Genomic DNA, 17,345 nt, shown 5'->3' with positions numbered 1-17,345 from the left:
TGAATTCGATCTTCTCCTCGCTACGTTCGCGGCTTCCCTTTCCAGCGGGAAGTCTCTTCAGGCGCGCTGATGATGAGCATTTCTTCGTCGGTAGCACGTACGCCTAGTGTGCCGCAGCCGGCGACGAGCCCTTTCAGTTCGGGCTTCGACTTTGGTTCGCCGAGCACGAAGCTGAGTGCGTAGCCGAGAACAAACGTAAAGACGGTACCGAAGGTGACCGTCCAGATGTCGTTGAACCGCACACTCAAGGGCCACAGCGGTTCGAGGAAGGCGAAGCGATTGAAGGCAATGAGTGTGATGGTGAAAAGGCTGCCAATGGCGAGCGACCAGAACGCCGCGGCGCTTGTACAGCGGCGGGTAAACATGCCCAGCAAGTACACGGCGAGGAGCGGAGCTCCGATCGTATTTACAATGGCCACCATCATCAAAAATACATCGCCAATTTGAGAGATGATGATGGAGAAGAGTGTTGCGGCCACGCCCACGACCAAGGTCAACGGCTGAGCCAATCGTAGTTCGTCTTCTTCGTTCAATTCGCCAACGGGCTTCTGCAGCCGATTCGCCAGCCATTGGCGGCCGACCCCATACCGGCGGTGCATGTCGACAATCAACAGCGAGCAGAGCGAATTGAGCCCCGAATCGATCGACGACATCGAAGCGGCCAGCAAGGCGGCGACAATCAGGCCGGCGATTCCCCAGCCAAGTCTGGTGGCGATGAAGCGAGGCAACATCTCTTCCGCGGCCCGCTTGTTGAGGAGCACTTCGGGCCGCAGCTTGGACGATGCACCCAATTCCGAAAGTGTCTGGGGCTTGCGCATGGCCAGCCTCTCGATGCGCACCTCGCGAGTCTCGGGATCGATCAGTTCGTCGGCGTCGGCTTCCGTGAGTGGCTCTTTGGTATTGGGATCCAGCAGCTTCTTTTGCTCGACGAGGCGGTGAACATTCTCAGCGGTGATGGCGTCAGATTTGTCGCGCCAATTGAGCAATGGCTTGCCCATTGTCGGATCAACTTCGCTCTCACCCGTCACGCTGTTGGTGCGCAGACGAGCGTTGTCGCGGGTCTCTTCCTGCGTGATCGGCTTGCGAGTTTGCCCATCGACATTGGCCACCCATTCTGGTTTTAGTTGCTGGGGATGGTCGTGATAAAAGGTGAGCAGGCAGAGACCGATGTAAACCAAGCCAGGAAGCAGCAGTGTGAGAGCGAGGGTATTGAGCAAAAAGGAATTGCGGGCTGCGACCACGCTCTTGGCACTCAGAAATCGCTGAGCGGTAATCTGGTCAGCGATATAGAACGAGAGCATGGCCAGAATCCAGTGAGGAAGAGCGCCCCAGATCGACCACTGATCGGTCCAGCTGAACTTGAAGCCATCGAGGTCGAGTCGTCCGAGACCGGTAGCCACTTCGGTCACGCGGGCTGGTCCACCATCGACTTGCCACCAGACGGCAAGTATCACAATCACGACGCCGCCGAGCATCATCAGGCCTTGAATCGTGTCCGTCCAAATCACCGCCTTCATGCCGCCCATCACGGTATAGATCGTCGTGATGAAGCCGAGCACCAGCAGCAGCGGCCAATCGGGAATATTCCAGCCCGCGGCGAGAATCAGCAACTTGCTGGGCGCATAGATTACGCCACCGAGCCACAGCAATCGCCAGACAACAAACAGTCCACTGGCGAGCAACCGCACCCGCGAGTCAAACCGCAGTTCCAAGTATTCGTACACGCTGCTCAAGCGCAGCCCGCGATAGATGGGCACCACCACGCCGATGATGATCGGCAGGCCGATCCAAATACTGAGCGGATGAATGAGCACGAGCAGACCGTGGTCATACGCTTGCCCCGGCAAGCCCGTGTACGACATGGCCGAGATGAGGGTCGCCATCAGCGAGATGCCGAGCGGAAACCAACTGAAGGCTCGTCCACCGAGAAAGTAGTCTTCGGTCGTCTTTTGTTTGCCGCTGAAATAGAACCCCAGCCCGAGCATGGCAGCGAAATAGACGACAAGCACGCCGTAATCGAGCCAATTCAAGTTCGCCAGCAGCAGGCACGAATCAAGCACGCGAAGCTCCGCGGCAAAGCAGGGAGAGACCAATCACAAGGCGTTCCTTTAATACCCTGCGACTGCGCGGGAAGCAACCGGCGAGAGAAATCGTCACAACCGTTACCATTGTTCTGCGTAACTGCCGCATTCACCGCCGCGAGCCCCCAGCCGTGACTTAGAGTTGCCTAACTGAAATGAGAAGGTTTCAGTGGTCAGGGGCGGCTCATGCAACGGTCCAGCACATTTCGTGGTGGCGACACACGGCGCGGCAATCCGCGCGGTGGCCTTGCCCGGCTGCGCCCTGCGAGTCGCCCAGCCTTCACGTTGGTGGAAGTGCTAATGGTGGTAACGACGCTGGCGATTCTCGCCGGGGCAATCATCCCACAGGTTGGCTCGGTGCTCGACGATGCCCGTCACGCCAGCATGCTCGCGCAGTTGAACGAACTGTCGTTCGCGATGGAGCGGTACCAGATCGATCACGACGGCCGCACGCCCGACCTGATGCCCGATCGCACCTTGCCTCAACTGTTTGCGAGCACCAATTCGGCAGGCTCAATCGGCAGCGGTGTTGCCTATCCGCTGGGCCCCTATTTGAAGAATCGGATGCCGGTCAATCCACTCAACGATACGAACGACGTCTACCGCAGCAATACGGCTCCGCCGACGAATCTCACCAGCCGCGTGGGCTGGGTCTATCATCCCGAAACGGGACAGCTGTGGGCCGGACTGTACCAAGGCAGCGTCCCCGCCAGCAACTAACCATTCGCACGAAGAAACGACTACGGCTCATGATGTCCGACAAAACCATTCGCGTCCTCGTTGTCGATGATAGTCCGCTGATGCGCGCACTCATCTGCGACGCCATTGCCACGGTCGACGACATGCAGGTTGTTGGCCAGGCCACCGACGGCATCGAGGCGCTGGCGAAGTTCAAAGAGCTTCAGCCCGACGTGGTCACGCTCGATATTCAGATGCCAAGGCGTAATGGCCTGGAGACACTGCAGGACTTGCTGGCCTGCCGAGCGCTGCCGGTGCTGATGTGCAGTTCGCTTACCACGTTTGGTGCCGAGATCACCCTCACCGCGCTCGAACAAGGCGCGCTCGATTATGTCGCGAAGCCCGAAAGCGGACGCGTCGGCAACGAGTTGCTGCGCGACGAACTGATCCGCAAGCTCAGGCTCATCGCAGGTGCCGATGTGCGGCGCATCCTCGAGATTCGTCGCAAGCGGCAAGCCAACCGTCCTCAGCGAGATCCGGTCTCGGCCCTCACTCACACCTTGTCCGCGCAAAAGGCAATCAGCGATCAAGCAGGCAAAGTCATCGCCCTTGGCATCTCGACCGGAGGTCCTCCGGCGCTGCATCACCTGTTCGAGCATCTGCAAGGACCACTGCCGCCGCTGGTCATCGTGCAACACATGCCCAAGCACTTCACCAAGTCCCTGGCCGGCCGACTCGATCGCCTGGGCCCCATCCGCTGCAAGGAAGCAGAGTCGGGCGATGTGCTGCAGCCCAACCATGCCTACCTCGCACCGGGCGGGATGCACCTCAGCTTGGAGCGCGGCCCAAGTGGTCCTCGCTGCGTAGTCTCGTTCAGCGATCTCGTCAGCGGACATCGCCCCAGCATCGACGTGCTGATGACCTCGGCCGCCGAACTGTTTAAGGCGAAGTGTCTCGGTGTCATCATGACCGGCATGGGGCGTGATGGCGTCGCAGGTTGCAGCTTTATTCGTAAGCACGGCGGGTTCGTGCTCGGTCAGGATGAAGAGACGTCCGACGTGTATGGCATGAACCGAGTAGCGATGAACGAAGGTCACGTCGACGAGCAGTTCGCTCTCGATAACGTGGCTACGACAATCATGGCCTATGCCCGGCAAATGGGCGGCACGGTCGCCGCTGTTTAGCGACGACGCGGCTACTTCTTCTTCGGCAGTGGTGGCACATCGCCAATCTTGGTGAAGGCCACGAACTGGTCATTGATCGCATCGGCGTTTGGCGTGCCACCGTGTATCCAAAAGCCATACCGCAGCTGCAGCGACTCACCTACGGCAATGGTCCGTGGTGCCTCATAGCTGATACAGGCACCCATCCAGCCATCGTCGCGCACATGAAAGTGCGAGGGATGACTCGGGTTTTTCGGATGGTCGAACAGCGTGACGCCGCCTGATTTGGATTTGGTAAGTGGTCCGCTGTAGTCGACCCACTTGGCCTGTTTCCAGAAGACGCCCGCCTCGTTCACGCCCCCTTCACTGTTAAGGACGCGTCCGCCGCCATCATGGACGCCGATCGTCTTCGCCATGCGAATCCCCGTGATGCCAAACGGCGTTTTGCCGAAGGTCACACCCTCTTTCGCATCAGCGCCGGGCTTCAGCAGCAAGTCGATCACCAGCAGCCACTCGCCGGGCTTCGCCGAAGGAATGAAACGCATCGCCCGCGTTTCGTCGAGGATTTTCTTCCCCGCCTCATCGACCCAATTGTTTTCCGCTTCGATGAGCGCTTCGTTGTCTGAGTCTTCGTAGCGGCTGACACGCTTGTGAACGATGCGCCCTTTCGAACTCGCCGCGTCGTTCCAAAAGCCAACTCCGTTCACGTCGTGATGACTGATCCACAGGCCGTTGTGATGGCTATGTCCATTAGGATCGCGCGGATGACCCATGCGAATATGAGACTTCCCGCTCGGACCAATCAGCGGATAAAGAAACGTCCGGCGATTGTCGCTGCCAAAGTAATAGCGGCTGATCTCTTGGCCGTTCCACTCCACCGCAGCCTGCCCCGCGGGCAACGGCAGCACCTGCATCGCTGGCACAGGCTTAGGAGCGGGAACCGCGTCAGCAGCCTGGCTAATCGCACTCGTCAGTAACAAGAGTTGGATTAGCATGTCGCGGCCTGCTGCAGCATCTTGTCTCAGAACTCAAATCCCAAAACTCAGAACCTTACTCATCCAAGAAGCTGAAATCGATCTTCACAACTTCAAGTTCATACGAACCCTTTGGCGCGGGAATCTCCGCGGTCTCGCCAATTTTTTTGCCGAGCAAGCCTTGGCCCAGCGGACTGGTGACGAGAATCTTGCCGGTGTCGTAATCTTCTTCGCCGGAGCCGACGAGGGTGTAAACCTCTTCTTCGTCCATGTCGACATCGCGCACGGTGATCGTCGCGCCAAAGCACACCTGGTCGCGCGGCAGCGTCGAAGGGTCGATGATCTGCGCCCGCGAGAGCTCACCTTTGATCTGGTTGATCTTGGCTTGCAACAGGCCCTGAGCCTCGCGCTGAGCGTGGTACTCCGCATTTTCCTTCAGATCGCCTTCGGCCCGCGCAGCGGCGATCTTTTCAGCGATGAGCGGCATCTCGGTATTGTCGAGACGGTCCAGCTCGGCCTTCTTTTTATTGAAGCCCTTTTTTGTCATCGGAACGTATTCGACCATGGCAACAATCTCGGAGTGGCAATGCCTGGAGGCACCGACTTTGGACAAGTGACAAAAAAATTCGCGACCTTCTGCGAAGGCCGCGTGGCAATAGGTTGATTGGTTGTCTGGTATTGTGTGCCGGTGGCGCGCGCTTGTAAAGCCGAAGGAGCGACCGAACCTTGCTAGTCAGCAGGTTACAGCGGCCCACTGCGACCGTTTGTCCGTATGTCCATTTTGCCGCTTTACTGCACTTCGCCGGCTCAGTGGCAGCCGTCGCCCGTGGCTCAAGCCGTCTTCGGTTCCAGCTTCACATCGAACTGACAGCAGCCCAAGTTGATCTGGGCCATATCAGGCCGCGGCAACTCGGCAGGCTTCACTTCGGGGTGAATCGCATATTGGATGAATCGCCCCATCCGCGTGGAGAGAACGATCTTTCCACGCCGAAGTATCGACAAATGGTGCGAAACTTTGACAATATCTTCCGACAGCCGTTCGGCGATCTGGCCAACGGTGCACGGTCCCTGAAACAACACCTGTAAGATGCGTAATCGTTCAGGATCAGCCAAGGCTTTGAGCCTTTCGGCGCAAGCTTGGAATTCAGCCGGTTCTTTCATGCTCAATCTCTGGCAAATTGGCCGACAAAACCTGGTAATGATTGCTTCTAAATTGCACGGTCTTTAGAATGTAAGACCGACTATCAAAGCTTCCTCCGTAAGTCTAACCCACCGTGAACTTTCGCTCTATAGCGCGACATTGTCTTCGTCCCCTGCCGGTCGGCCTGGGCGTGACGACACTCATTCACTCCGCCAGTGCGGCGGTGGTTGTCTATTTGCTGCTAGCATTTCCGCACATTTTCGTCATTCAGATCCGTCGGGGCGAAGCCGTCGTGCTGCAGGCTCAAATGGCAGCCGTCGCGGCAACGCAGCCCGAACAAACACAAGAGATCGAAGTCTCGGTCGAGGCCATTCCGCTCCAGCCTCCGCCGCAAGTCGCGGTCGAACACGCGCCAATTCGCGATACGCTGGAACCTACTCCCGCCGCGATCCCCGTCGTTCGTCAGGGCGAATACGAACCGACCGACGTCCAGCCGCAAGACAAACCGCCCGAAACGTCCGTCTCGCTTGATTCGCCTGCGAAGCTTCCCGCCAAAGAACCGACCAAAGAAGCTCCTCCCGAACAGCAGGTGGCGGCGAGCAAGCCGCTCGATCGCCAGGTGTCTGACAAGCTGGTCATCTCGCCGAGCAAGGTGAACACGCTCGCCGCGCAGCTCACGGAAGCCGGTGCCAAGGTCGACGAACTGCCCCGCAAGTTGCCGAACAATCGCGAACCCTATTACCCGCGCGACGAACTCATCTCGGGCATCGAAGGGAAGGTGATGCTCCGCGTGCAGATCTCGGCCGCCGGTCGCGTGCTCGCCGCCTCGGTGCAAACCTCGAGCGGCTACACCAGCTTTGATGAATCGGCGCTCGAAGCCGTCCGCCAGTGGAAGTTTGCCCCTGCCAAACGCCAAGGCCTGGCCGTCACGCACGACGTGTTCGTTCCCGTGCGATTCTTGATCCGCCGTGGCTAGCTCACGCTGGCGCTTTCTCTGGCGAAGCGAGCCCCTCGCGGCCGCTTTCTGTTCTCCCGAAACAGCCATCTTCGTTTCCCTTAATCGCTGTTCAGCCCTTCCGGCTCCAGCGCCTAGCGGTTCGTTTTGATAACCAGTTTTGATAACTTTTTCGCGCGTTTTTTCGTGATAACCAATTGCCACTAACCGCCACTCTGCCAGCACTTGCGTTCGCCGCACCCCATCATTCTGACGAACGTCTGAAAACCGTTTGATAACCATTTTGCCCTCTCGCCAAATCCGCCTCGACCGCCTACTCACCACTCCGCTAACGGAAATTACCTCGCCATTGCAAACAATGTAACGATCAAATTCGTATCACATTGTTAGCATCTAAAAATTATTTGTTCGCTATTGACATAATATGTATACAGTTGTACATTGTCAAGTAGTTGGGTGAAAAGCGACGCGCGATGTTCGATAGCCGCCCACGCTGGCACCAAGAGGCCCAACAACCAGGCTGAGCTGTCGTCAAAACGCGAATTGCTCGACCGTACCCGCTGCGGCCGGTAAACTGCCTGACTCCGGAGCAAACAATACTTCATGCTTGAGAATCTTTGGTTGGTCCATCCGCACGAAGAAATGTGCGAATCTTTCCGGCGTCGCTTCGCAGGCCTGCCGGGTGTCCGCGTGATTCAGGGACGATTCGAAAACTTGGAACCGCACGATTGCTTTGTCACTGCCGGCAACGCGTTCGGCATTATGACTGCCGGCATCGACGCTGCCGTGATTCACCGCCTGGGCGAACCGCTCATGGAGCGAGTGCAGTTCAAGATCATGAACGAGTATTTTGGTGAACAACCCGTCGGAACCGCGTTCGTCATCGAGACCGGTTCCGCCGAGATTCCCTTTCTCTGTCACGCGCCCACGATGCGCGTACCAGGCCCCATTAACGGTACCGACAAGGTTTACAGCGCGACTTGGGCCGCACTCTTGGCCATCCAAGCACACAACCAGTCTTCCAGCCAGAAGATTTTCACCGCCGCCATGCCCGCGATGGGTGCGGGGTTTGGTGGTGTTCCGCACGACGAAGCAGCGCGGCAGATGTCGGTTGCGTACCGCCATTTCTGCGATCCACCGCACCGTCTCGATTGGGATTTTGTTGCCCGCCGGCAACTGGCCATTTGCTATGACGGCAAACAGCAAGTGGTGAAGTGAAGCATTCACCAGCTTTGCGACTTATTGGACTGTTGCGCGGACTTGGACTCGCTGCGCGGTTACATCGACAATCAGGTTGAGCATCACAAGACGCGAACCTTCCATGATGAATTCCGGATGTTCTTGAATAAGTACAAAGTCGAGTATGACGAGGCGTTTGTCTGGGATTGAGCCTCGACACGCATTCGATAGGATGGGCTTTCAGCCCTCTTTCAGCCCTATAGATTCATGCGCATCAGCAACCTAGGCCTGACGGCCTAGGCTGGTATCACGTCGCACCTTCGGTGCTGCAAAAACAAGATGCCAGCATGAAGCCCCTCCGGCCCCCTCTGCGGTTGGACAGCCAAAATCATTCAAGCGGCAACGGGCCAAAACACGATGACAGCAGGTTGCCGGCTGTGATACAATGGCAACGGTTGATTGGTCCGTTTTGCCGAGGGAGGTTTTCTGTGCTGAGCTATCAAACCCGTCGTCAGTTTTTGCGAGATCTGGGCATTGGTGCCGCGGCGTTGCCGTTTATCACCAATCTGCAGAGTCTGGCTGCCGCCGAAGCCCCGCGCAAGCAACGGCTGGTCATCATGTTCAGCCCCAACGGCATCGTGCCCAAAACCTTCTGGCCCGACGAAGAAGGGGCCGACTTCAAGCTCAAAGAGAGTATGACGCCGCTGGAGAAGCTGCGCGAGCGAACACTGGTATTGCACGGCGTCTGCGACAAGGTACGCGGCGACGGCGATAACCACATGCGCGGCATCGGCTGCTTGCTCACCGGCGCGGAACTGTTCCCCGGCAACATTCAGGGTGGCTCGCACACGCCCGCCGGTTGGTCGAGCGGCATTTCGATCGACCAAGAGATCAAGAACTTTCTGCAAGCTAATGAAGCCACCCGCACCCGCTTCGGCTCGCTCGAATTTGGTGTGATGGTCCCCGATCGGGCCGACACCTGGACCCGCATGGTCTACTCGGCTGGTAACAAGCCGATCGCACCGATCGACGACCCCTACCAGATGTTCAATAAGCTCTATGGTCGCCAAAAGGATCAAGAGAGTCTGAAGAGCGTGCTTGACGACCTGCAGGAAGATCTGAAGAAGGTCAGCCAGCACATCAATGCTGCCGACAAGCGGCTGCTCGAAGAACAAACCACGCTCGTGCGCGAGTTGGAACAAGAGCTGAAGGCTTCGGGCCCGCTGACGCACGCCGTGCCACAGATCGAGCAAGGGATCAAGGAAGAGAACGACAACATTCCGCAGATCAGCAAGCTGAACATCGAACTGATGATCAACAGCTTTCAGGCCGACTTTGCCCGCGTCGCGACGTTGCAATACACGAACAGTGTCGGCGGTGCTCGGCACAAGTGGCTGGGCATCGACGAAGGGCATCACGAGATGTCGCACGAACCCGACAGCAACGAAAAGGTGCAAGAAAAGCTGACCAAGGTGAACCACTGGTACTGCGAACAACTCGCTTACCTGGCGACTCGCCTGGCCGAAACTCCCGAGCCCGATGGCCGCGGCAGCATGCTCGATAACACGACCATTGTGTGGACCAACGAGCTTGGTAAGGGCAATTCGCACACGCTCGATAACACGCCGTTCGTGCTCGTCGGCAATGGTCTCGATTGGCAGATGGGCCGCTCGCACAAGCTCGGCAAGATTCCGCACAATCGCCTGCTGATGGCTTTTGCCCATGCGTTCGGCCATCGCATCGACAAGTTCGGCAACCCGGACTTCTGCGGCGCTGGTCCGCTGGTGCTCAGCTAGTTGCAGGCCGGATAACTTACTGAGCGAGCTTGCCATACATTTCAATGCCGGAACAGCGCGGAGGTACCGCTTGTTGCCGGCCTACTGGAAGGCTCGTTTCATGACACGCTGCTGCGCCCTGTTGTTTCTGGCAATGATCTGCTTCGGCGCTCAGGCTCAAGAGAAGGAACCCGCGCAGCCAGCGATTCCAGCGGCACTACTGCGCGATGTGCAAACGAAAGTCGACGCCGAGTATGCGTCGCTTGAAAAGCTCTATCAGCACCTGCACTCGCATCCGGAACTGTCACTTGCGGAAGAGAACACTGCAGCCCGCATCGCCCAGGAATTGAAAGACGCTCACTGCGAAGTGACAACCGGTGTCGGCGGACATGGTGTGGTCGGGGTGATGAAAAATGGTGCTGGCCCCACAATCATGCTGCGGGCCGACATGGACGCCCTCCCGATCGCCGAGCGCACCAAGCTGCCTTATGCCAGCCAGGTTCGCACGCGCGATCACCAAGGCCGCGATGTGGGCGTGATGCATGCCTGCGGCCACGACGTGAACATGACCTGCCTGGTCGGCGTAGCTCGCTTGCTGCACGAGTTCCGCTCTCAGTGGCAAGGGACGCTGGTGTTCGTCGGCCAGCCTGCGGAAGAGATTGGATCCGGCGCGAGGATGATGCTCGCTGATGGGCTCTTTCATCGCTTTCCGCGACCCGAGAAATGCTATGCCTTGCACTGCGACGCTCGCTTTCCCCACGGGCAAGTGAACTATCGCAGTGGACAGATGCAGGCCAATGTCGACACCGTCGATATCGTGGTTCTCGGCAAAGGAGGCCACGGAGCGGCCCCGCATACCACCATCGATCCCGTGGTCATCGCTTCGCGAATCGTGGTTGACCTGCAAACGATCGTCAGCCGCGAACTCGACCCGCTCGATGCGGCCGTGGTGACGGTGGGCTCGATTCATGGCGGCACCAAGCACAATGTCATCCCCAGCGACGTGAAATTGCAACTCACCGTCCGCACGACCAACGACAAATCACGGCAGCATGTGCTCGAAGCGATACGTCGCATTGCCAAGAGCACGGCCGCTTCGGCTCGCGCACCGGAACCGACGATCACCGTCGACGAAGATCAATTCACGCCGGCTCTGGTCAACGATCCTGAAATCACAGCAGCGACGGTCGTCGTGTTGAAAAAAGTGCTGGGTGCCGATCGCGTGCACGAACGGCCGATGAGTCTCGGCGGCGAAGACTTCAGCCGCTTTGTGCTCGCCGGTGTTCCCGGCTGTTACTATTTCCTGGGCACCGCGCCGCCGGAGAAAGTCTCTGCCGCTCGCAACGGTGGCGAGCCACTTCCGCTGACACACACCGATCTCTATTACCCGGTTCCCGAACCCACCATCAAGACTGGCCTTCTGAGCATGACCGCTGTCTTGCTCAACGCCACGAAGCCGGTTACGACGAACGGCAAGTAGCCCCCGTTTCCCACAGGCGACCTCTCCATGCGCAGTGCTCCGCTGTTGGCCTTGGCTCTCTGCTCGCTCGCTAGTTTCTCCTTGCTGGCGGCCGAACCGAAACCGCTCGTTCCCAATTCCTGGAAGAAACTCGAAGAGGCGACGATCACCGGCCGTCGCTACGAGACTCCGCTGAGCTACTCGCCCGAGTTGAAGAAGTTTTTAGTCCTTGGCGGCCGCGCTAGTTGGAGCGATTTCAAAAAGCCACGCTCGTTCGACCAGGTAGCGCTCGACGTCACCAGCGGTCAGTGGGAAAACTGGTTTCCCAGCGGCAAGGACTGGGGGCCGAAGTTTGGACCTGCGACTGCGCCGGTCTGGAAGAATGAGAAGTGGATCTTCGAAGACACGGCGGGAAACGTGCGTCCCAACTGGTCCATTTACGGCACGTTTTCGCTGGGCCATGCGTATGACTACGATCCCGATACGAAGACATTTCTCTTCTTCGCGCACGGCAAGACGTTTCGGTATGACCCTGCCGCGCGCACCTGGACCGATCTGCAGCCTGCCAATAATCCTGAGCAGGAACATGGCGGCATCTTGCTCTGGTCGTCGTTGTGTTACGACCGCGAGCACAAACAGTTCGTCTTGTTCGGTGGTGGCAACGTGGAGACTTCGCGCGGCGATCCGGGCACTTGGGTCTATTCACCCGCAGAGAACAAGTGGGAAGAATTGAAGCTGCAGCAGCAGCCTCCGCAGCGGGCCAATTCGCAGTTGGTCTACGATCCGGTTGCCAAAAAAGTAGTGCTGTTCGGCGGCGATCAACTTTCGCAGCTTGTTGCCGATACGTGGACCTTTGATCTCGGCCAGCGGCAATGGGAGCAACTGAAACCGGACCGCAGCCCGTCACCGCGAGCCGGTCACGCTCTGGTGTGGCTACCGAAAGCCAAACGCGTGGCGCTGATTGGCGGCTACGAATACACCTCGAACACGGGCTATGTAGCCAATATGTATCAGCGCTTGCCCGTCGAGATTTGGACCCTCGATACGTCCGCTGGCAAGTGGCAACTGCTGCAACGCGCCGCGGCGAAGACTGGTCCCGCGGGACCGGCGAATGGCATGTGGCATGCAGCCGTCGATGAGCACGATGTGGTGGTTACCACCGGCGAAGGGACTTGGCTGTGCCAGCTCGATGCCTCGCAAGTCGACGCAGCGGGCACGAACGAATTTGGCGTTGCTGCCGGCAGCGTACAGCGTCGCACGGGCCCGTATGACCCCGCCTGGTTCACGCAGGATGTGCCGCCGCCCGATCCTCAGCAAGTCACCAAAGAGCTGGCCAACTTGCCCGCCAACGAATGGGTTCAACGACCGACGCCCAAATTGCCGCGGCCGAACATGGACTGGGGTTCGGCGGTCTTCATCCCCGGGCAAGACAAGATTGTCCGCTTTTCCGGCGGGCATTCGGCCTACAGCGGCACGGCGCCAATCATCTACGACATCCCGACCGACCGTTACTCGCTGGCCTTCGCTCCGGAACTGCCGATTGAGTTTGTCTACAGCAACGACCAGGTCCACGGCGAGTGGTCGTTTCAAGGCAACCCGTGGATGACCGGTCACACTTACAAAGCGACTGGCTACGAACCCCATTCCCAAACGCTGGCCTTTGCTGCTCACGACTACACATACTTCTTCGATGCGAAGACGAATAAGTGGTCGCGCACTCGCCAGATGTGTCCATTTCAACCGAATATGTATGCCGTGACCCTTGCCACCACAGCGAAGGGACTCGTGGCCTGGGCCGACTGGCATGGGAGCAGTAGCGATGGTGGACTTTGGTTGCTCGAAGGGGATCGCCGCGAGTGGAGATTCTTGCCGCGGCCTCAGCAGGGGTTTCAATCGCTGCACGAGAAGAGCGCCGATCGTCATGGCATGGCCTACGACTCCAAGCGCGATCGCTTGCTGTTCTTCAGCGCCGTCGGCAAGCAAAAAGGAGATGTCGCTGCCTACGATCTAAAAACAGGAGACAACGCGTGGCTGAATGCCGCCGGCAAAGAACGCGCTGCGGTGTCGTCGCGCGAGACCATCTATTTGCCCGAACAAGATGCCGTACTGATCGGCGCGCGCGTGAAGAATGCCGACGACAAGTTCTGCTGGCTCTGGTACGACTGCGGGAAGAATGCCTGGTTCAGCGTGGAACTTGCGGGAGCCGATCCGATCAGCAAAGGGGAGTTCAATAACTCGATGGGGCTGATGTACGACCCGGCTCGCAAGCTCGTCTGGGCCGTTGGCCAGAATAGCCATGTGCATGTGCTGCGGCTCGATCTGAAGCAGGCGAAGCTCGCGCCGCTGTAGTGCCGCGACAAACTACGGCTCGCGGCGTTGCAGCTTCAACTTCAGCTGCTGGTTGTTGCCGCCGCGAATGATGGCGAAGGTAATCTCTTGGCCGGCATCTTTTTGTTCGAGGATGGCACCGAGGTCACTGATACTCGCGAGCGACTTTCCTTCACACGTCAGCAGTTGATCGCCCGGCAGAAAGCCCGCGGCGGCGGCCACGGGCGAACGGACTTGATCGACGACGAGCGCCGTGTCGTGATCGGATTGCTTGATTTTGGTCGTGAACCCGAGGAAGGGTTCGTTGCCCGCGGTCCAATTGCCAAAGACTTCGCCATTGCGGATGCGGCCGATAGGATCTGGCAGCCCGCCTTGAATGGGGCGCTCAAAAATCAAGCCGCCGAGCGGATGTCGCCCGACGTTGATGCCCATGATGTAACCGTGGCGATGAAACAACACGCCGCCCGGTTGCCAGTCTTGCGCTTCGAGTGGGCTCCACAATTGACCACGCACCACTTGCTTGACTTCGGCCTGCACGGGCGTGACCGAAAACCCGCCGCTGAGTTTCGCGGGCAGCAGCATTGCCACGTAGTCGTCGGCCAGCTTGGCTTCGGGTTGGTCCCACGTCGGCGCGGCATTGATGTGCACCTGTTGCTCGATTTTGATCATGCCCAAGTTGCGATCGCGGCAATAGCCTTTCGTTTTGGCTGGGTAAGTCTTACCGCTGCCGGTGTGTACCGTCACCTCTTCGTTCGGCGCACCGAGCGCATGCGCGGGCACGAGAATCTCCCCTTCAGGTTTGATCACCACGCCGCCGGTCCAACGACCATCGCGAAACTCGATCCCGACCAGCGCCGGGCCAACACGTTTGTCGATGTCGCCATTCCACTGTTTGAGCGCGGTGGCAGTGTCTTCGTACGAAGAGCCCTTCGGTGGTAAGCGATCGAGATCTCCCGGGCTGCGCCCCAAGTAGATGTGATCGATGCCGACGCTCTCCCCTTCAAAGCAACTGACAAGCAGATCGCGAATTTCGAACTCACCGAAGTCGGCAAACAGATCGCGAGTGATCACGATCCAATGTTCTGGCAGGTCGCCGTCCCAGACTCGTACTGCCGACTCGAACGCTGGCTTCCCTTTGCCCGTGTCCAGTCGATAGGGCCGACGTCCCGGCGCGGACGCTTCGAATTCGAGCGCAAAGCGTCCCTTCTCTTCTTTCTTTTGCTTTTGTGGTCGACGGACGGCAAAGCGGACAAACCGGTACTCGCCCCACTCGGGACGTTCGCGTATGGCCAGTGACGCATTCAGTCCGAGGCGGAAGAGCCCGTTTCCTTTCAACTGCAACGAACCGCGGCCCGCAAAGCGATCGGCCGTCGTGAATGTTGCCTGGCTCGTGCCGCTGGAATTAGTTCCGCTGGACGTGACCGACGGCACCGCTGTAAGCTGCGAACCATCTTCGTAGAGCATGTGCGAATTGGGAGCTCGTTCGGCAGTGTAGATGGCTCGCCAACGAACGGGGGCGGCATCGGCGGGCCCCGCTTGCTGCCGAATCTCGACGGGCAAGGTCTGCTGACCGGGCTTGCGATACGGCTCCAGAGGAATCGCCAGCGGCGATGTCTCATTGGCTTGCGAGCGCAGCTCGGGAACTTCAAACTCAGCCGCCAATTTGCCAGCGATGCGAACCTCGATCTTGCCCGGTGGTCCTTGATTGCGCAACCTCGCGGCAGCGACCACCAGCCATTGATCGGCGGGCGAGATCGTCAGTTCGCGAGTAAGCACCAGCGGCTTATCTTTGCTAACAATGCCCGGTTGAAAGCCTTCCTCGCGGCGCTCGAGATTGCGCCGCTCTTGCGAAAGGAGGAGTTCGCGTTTGGCTGGATCACTGGTAGATAGAACGGCGACATCCCAATGCTTCCAAGCTACAAACTGCTGCGGCCAACGACTGGCAATTTCCTGCTGCACGGTTGCAGTATCAAGTTCCAGCCAAGCGTCGCCGAGGTTCACATGGTCGCGAATATCGAGCGGGTCTGCGCCCAAGGGGCGACCCGCGTGCATTTGATCGAGCTCGATGATCAGGTGGGTCGATGTTCCTGCCGCTGGTGGCTGTAGAGCCAGGCGACCGGTATCAGCCACGGTCTCAGCCCCCAGCAGCAACGGACTCTCCCATAGCTGCTGCTCGGTCGCTTGCTGGCCGTCAGTGGTTTTGATCCGCACGCGGGCACAACCACCGTTGCCTGAGATGCGGTCGAGGCAAACCTGACTGCGCATAGCCACTGCACCTACGGGCAACGGTAGCGACAATCGCCCCGGTGCCTGCAGGCCAAGGCCACTACCAAAGTCCGTGGTCAAACTACGGAGGGGACCGTCGAGGATGTTGCGATTCGTGACCCAGCGGGCACTGGTCAGAAAGTTCTTTTCGCCCCGGTGCAGTTCGCAGGCACGTTGCAGCGGCACTTCGTGTTGCGCAAAGAAACGCCAGGTAGCAACGTCACGCACCGGGATCCACAGGGGATCAAGCGACCAGGCAGGCTGCAGCGCGTGAACCCAGCGCACCGAGTCGTTGGCGTTCCCTTCAAAACGAGGCGAGAATCGTTCTGGCGAACTGGTGACGATCAGGCCTTGCGCCGTTTCGACTTGCCACAGGCGTGTTTCCGGCTTGGTACAGAGCGTAGCCAGTTCGTCGAAGTGCAATTGCCAAGGCTGAGCCAGCGCGGGCAGGTGCAGTTCGGAGATATCGGAGAAGGGAACTCGCTTGGCGCCTTCATCGAGCAAGATTTGCACGGTGGTGCCATCCAGCCGATAAGCTTGAAATTGCAACGTGCGACCATCGCGAAAGAACAAGTTGCCAGGCTGATAGTCGAGTTTACGACGTCGCTGCCAGATGATGCGGCGGATGTACTGTGTCGCCACGCGAATGCGCGGCACGGGGCGTTCCTTCGTCGGCTCCAGCGTGACGCGAGGCTCAACCAAGACGTGCGCGGGAAGTGGTTCGTCCTTCGCTTCCAGTCCCGTGAAGGCCAAGAGTGTATTGCCCGGCAAGCAGTCCCCCGTGTGCAACTCGACACACGCAGTGGGAACTTCCGGCAAAGGCTGCGAACGATCGCGCAACCAGCGAGCAGGGTTACCAGGTTCGAGTAGAGGTTGACCATCAAGCCTAGGTACCCTCTGGGGCTCATGCCAATCGGCAAGCGCTTTGCCTTGCACCCGCTGCCCATTTTGCAGCAAAGCCTGATAACGCGGAGCTTGTTGCGCGATTGCAATCGTTGAAGTGACCAACGTCCACAAAACAACCACGATGCCGACCGCGGCGAATTTCACCAGCGCGTCACTCTGGTTCTGCCCAAGCGCGCACGGAGCCATCGGGTTCGATATCGAGGTGGACGATATTCGGTCGGCAGCAGACGGGACAATCCTCGACATAAGACTGCTCGTCCCCTTGAGACGGATCGACGGGAATAACAATTTCTTCTCCGCAGGCATCGCACACATACGAGACCTCGGGTTGCATCTCGCGTACGCGCCGGCGAAGACGTTTCCGACGTTTCTTGGCCATGTCTCGCAGTATAACTGTCTGTGGCCGCCCGGGTGCTGGGTGTTACATCTGGCCGGGGCGTA

At 58.8% G+C, this 17,345-nt stretch carries 13 protein-coding genes; 7 read left to right on the top strand and 6 right to left on the bottom strand.

Annotated elements, in window-relative coordinates; translation table 11 throughout:
* Window positions 1-20: 20 nt before the first annotated feature.
* Window positions 21-2,060, bottom strand: coding sequence for a sodium:solute symporter family transporter (locus tag NA78x_RS04520; protein ID WP_425617232.1), 2,040 nt, complete (start codon window positions 2,058-2,060; stop codon window positions 21-23).
* A gap of 207 nt (window positions 2,061-2,267) precedes the next feature.
* Here NA78x_RS04520 and NA78x_RS04515 point away from each other — a divergent pair, with 207 nt between their 5' ends.
* On the top strand, window positions 2,268-2,801 hold the full coding sequence (locus tag NA78x_RS04515; RefSeq protein ID WP_425617231.1) for a type II secretion system protein: 534 nt from the start codon (window positions 2,268-2,270) through the stop codon (window positions 2,799-2,801).
* Window positions 2,802-2,830: 29 nt separating this feature from the next.
* On the top strand, window positions 2,831-3,943 hold the full coding sequence (locus tag NA78x_RS04510) for a protein-glutamate methylesterase/protein-glutamine glutaminase (protein ID WP_425617230.1): 1,113 nt from the start codon (window positions 2,831-2,833) through the stop codon (window positions 3,941-3,943).
* 11 nt (window positions 3,944-3,954) lie between these two features.
* Here the strand turns inward: NA78x_RS04510 and NA78x_RS04505 are convergent, their stop codons facing one another.
* The 3 genes from NA78x_RS04505 to NA78x_RS04495 all read right to left on the bottom strand — a co-directional run bounded on the left by NA78x_RS04505 (window position 3,955) and on the right by NA78x_RS04495 (window position 6,057).
* Window positions 3,955-4,917 carry a PmoA family protein gene (locus NA78x_RS04505; RefSeq protein WP_425617229.1) on the bottom strand — a complete coding sequence of 321 codons (963 nt, stop codon included), beginning with the start codon at window positions 4,915-4,917 and terminating at the stop codon, window positions 3,955-3,957.
* Window positions 4,918-4,972: 55 nt separating this feature from the next.
* On the bottom strand, window positions 4,973-5,461 hold the full coding sequence (gene greA, locus NA78x_RS04500) for a transcription elongation factor GreA (RefSeq protein ID WP_425617228.1): 489 nt from the start codon (window positions 5,459-5,461) through the stop codon (window positions 4,973-4,975).
* A 266-nt stretch (window positions 5,462-5,727) separates the two neighbouring features.
* Window positions 5,728-6,057 (bottom strand): ArsR/SmtB family transcription factor, encoded by a 330-nt coding sequence (locus NA78x_RS04495; RefSeq protein WP_425617227.1) that lies wholly within the window; start codon window positions 6,055-6,057, stop codon window positions 5,728-5,730.
* Between the two features lie 113 nt (window positions 6,058-6,170).
* Here NA78x_RS04495 and NA78x_RS04490 point away from each other — a divergent pair, with 113 nt between their 5' ends.
* From NA78x_RS04490 to NA78x_RS04470, 5 genes are all read left to right on the top strand, one after another.
* Entirely contained in the window at window positions 6,171-7,013 is an 843-nt protein-coding gene (locus tag NA78x_RS04490; protein ID WP_425617226.1) for a TonB family protein, read from the top strand.
* Between the two features lie 582 nt (window positions 7,014-7,595).
* A complete protein-coding gene (locus tag NA78x_RS04485) occupies window positions 7,596-8,210 on the top strand; it encodes a macro domain-containing protein (protein WP_425617225.1) in 615 nt (204 codons plus the stop codon).
* Between the two features lie 449 nt (window positions 8,211-8,659).
* Window positions 8,660-9,967, top strand: coding sequence for a DUF1552 domain-containing protein (locus tag NA78x_RS04480; protein WP_425617224.1), 1,308 nt, complete (start codon window positions 8,660-8,662; stop codon window positions 9,965-9,967).
* A 100-nt stretch (window positions 9,968-10,067) separates the two neighbouring features.
* The gene (locus NA78x_RS04475; protein WP_425617223.1) at window positions 10,068-11,426 is read left to right on the top strand and encodes an amidohydrolase; all 1,359 of its coding nucleotides are present in this window, start codon (window positions 10,068-10,070) and stop codon (window positions 11,424-11,426) included.
* Window positions 11,427-11,453: 27 nt separating this feature from the next.
* Window positions 11,454-13,754, top strand: a complete 2,301-nt coding sequence (locus NA78x_RS04470) for a Kelch repeat-containing protein (protein WP_425617222.1) — start codon at window positions 11,454-11,456, stop codon at window positions 13,752-13,754.
* 12 nt (window positions 13,755-13,766) lie between these two features.
* Here the strand turns inward: NA78x_RS04470 and NA78x_RS04465 are convergent, their stop codons facing one another.
* Window positions 13,767-17,090 carry a PDZ domain-containing protein gene (locus NA78x_RS04465; protein ID WP_425617221.1) on the bottom strand — a complete coding sequence of 1,108 codons (3,324 nt, stop codon included), beginning with the start codon at window positions 17,088-17,090 and terminating at the stop codon, window positions 13,767-13,769.
* Window positions 17,056-17,283: a CPXCG motif-containing cysteine-rich protein gene (locus NA78x_RS04460; protein WP_425617220.1), complete on the bottom strand. Its 228-nt coding sequence runs from the start codon at window positions 17,281-17,283 to the stop codon at window positions 17,056-17,058. Before NA78x_RS04460 ends, NA78x_RS04465 begins: the two co-directional genes overlap by 35 nt.
* Between the last annotated feature and the right edge of the window lie 62 nt (window positions 17,284-17,345).

Source organism: Anatilimnocola aquadivae (assembly GCF_049819085.1).
GTDB lineage: Bacteria > Planctomycetota > Planctomycetia > Pirellulales > Pirellulaceae > Anatilimnocola.
Note: the sequence above shows the minus strand (reverse complement) of the source record. Positions and strands in the feature narration are given on the sequence as shown.

Excerpts from the sequence above, each read along its gene's own strand:
- NA78x_RS04515 (WP_425617231.1), top strand. The coding sequence starts at position 2,268 with ATGCAACGGTCCAGCACATTTCGTGGTGGCGACACACGGCGCGGCAAT.
- NA78x_RS04510 (WP_425617230.1), top strand. The coding sequence starts at position 2,831 with ATGATGTCCGACAAAACCATTCGCGTCCTCGTTGTCGATGATAGTCCG.
- NA78x_RS04505 (WP_425617229.1), bottom strand. The coding sequence starts at position 4,917 with ATGCTAATCCAACTCTTGTTACTGACGAGTGCGATTAGCCAGGCTGCT.
- greA (WP_425617228.1), bottom strand. The coding sequence starts at position 5,461 with ATGGTCGAATACGTTCCGATGACAAAAAAGGGCTTCAATAAAAAGAAG.
- NA78x_RS04495 (WP_425617227.1), bottom strand. The coding sequence starts at position 6,057 with ATGAAAGAACCGGCTGAATTCCAAGCTTGCGCCGAAAGGCTCAAAGCC.
- NA78x_RS04485 (WP_425617225.1), top strand. The coding sequence starts at position 7,596 with ATGCTTGAGAATCTTTGGTTGGTCCATCCGCACGAAGAAATGTGCGAA.
- NA78x_RS04475 (WP_425617223.1), top strand. The coding sequence starts at position 10,068 with ATGACACGCTGCTGCGCCCTGTTGTTTCTGGCAATGATCTGCTTCGGC.
- NA78x_RS04470 (WP_425617222.1), top strand. The coding sequence starts at position 11,454 with ATGCGCAGTGCTCCGCTGTTGGCCTTGGCTCTCTGCTCGCTCGCTAGT.
- NA78x_RS04465 (WP_425617221.1), bottom strand. The coding sequence starts at position 17,090 with ATGGCTCCGTGCGCGCTTGGGCAGAACCAGAGTGACGCGCTGGTGAAA.
- NA78x_RS04460 (WP_425617220.1), bottom strand. The coding sequence starts at position 17,283 with ATGGCCAAGAAACGTCGGAAACGTCTTCGCCGGCGCGTACGCGAGATG.